Genomic DNA, 1,308 nt, shown 5'->3' on the forward strand with positions numbered 1-1,308 from the left:
CACTACTTTAGGCTCTAAAATATTTGTGGCTAATATAAATCTCCCAGCTTTGACTTTTTCCCCTTCGATTGCTGAAATTCGGGGTTCTATTTCACCTGTTACTTGATAGACTATTGTCTGTGTCTCGCTCGATTCTTTGAGCTTTCTTTTTGTTGTTTTAACTGGCTTTTCTTGGCATTTTATTTCTTTTATTTGGTGATATTTCCATGAGTTTGATAACTTTTTTATTGCAACTTCTGCATCAGTAATACAAGCAAAGTCTTGCCTGGATAGCTTATGCAGTGAGATTTTGGCGGATTCTAACTGTTTCTCTACTTGTTTGACTATTTTTTTAAGGTCTGCTTGTTTTCTGATTTCACTTTCTATGACTAGCCATCTTTGCTTGATGTTGCCATACTCACTGGTTCTGGCTGCTATTTTATAGCCTTTTATTTGAGAATCTTCCCAGTCACTATCTTCTATGTTGCAGATTTTATTTTGAGCTTCTTTTATGCTTAACGGCACTCTGGTTATCCATTTCATTCCTGCCATTGCTGACAAATTTGCTGCTGTGTATAAGGCACTATCTGCTACACAGATTCCGTCAAATGTCCACTGATTTTTAAACTCTTTCAATCTTGACACAAAGACACTTTTATCATCGGCGTTTCCGTCATCTATTTTCAGATACAATGGTACGTCTCCATCCCCACTTACGATCGTATCAATGATAAATTGTTTGAGATCGGGTCTTTTATCTCGCTTAGTAGCCGTGAACGATTTTTATGGTTTTCATGGAAGATTCTGTATCCTCAGATTCTGCCTCAACTTCCTGGCTCTTTTCCTGACAGTTTTTGTATGCTCCCTCTACTGATATTGAACTGCTGTCTAGATGAACGCTTTTCATTTCTACTTGAAATTTTTTCACTGCTTTCAGGGCAATTGCTGTGAATAACTTTGTCGTTCCAGCTTGATAATATTTGTCTAATGCTCTCCCGATTCTGTCATCATTTAATTGTTCGGCTGTTATTCCTTTTCCGATTAGATGTTCAGTTGCTTTTCCCACGAAAAATGTATCAAATAGGTAGATTGGGGCGCTCAAAAATCCCAATCCGTTCAAAATTATTGCTTTCATTACTTGTCCTGGGCTGACAGTTTCTTTAACTCTTATTCCCACTTTTTTGTTGACTTCTTCTACCAATTCCATTTCATCTATGATCCCCGCTACTATTCCCAAATGGTCTAAATTTACGATATTTATAGCTTCAGAGGGCTTTTTCATAGTTTTGAAGGTTGCTATACTGGCACAAATTATTATACCTTAAAAAA

At 36.9% G+C, this 1,308-nt stretch carries 1 pseudogene; it reads right to left on the reverse strand.

Annotated features, from left to right (window positions below):
* Positions 1-1,261, reverse strand: a pseudogene (locus QT979_RS29175) (IS1634 family transposase); the annotation flags it as partial.
* Positions 1,262-1,308 lie beyond the last annotated feature (47 nt).

This window comes from Microcoleus sp. w2-18bC1 (assembly GCF_036700365.1).
GTDB lineage: Bacteria > Cyanobacteriota > Cyanobacteriia > Cyanobacteriales > Microcoleaceae > Microcoleus.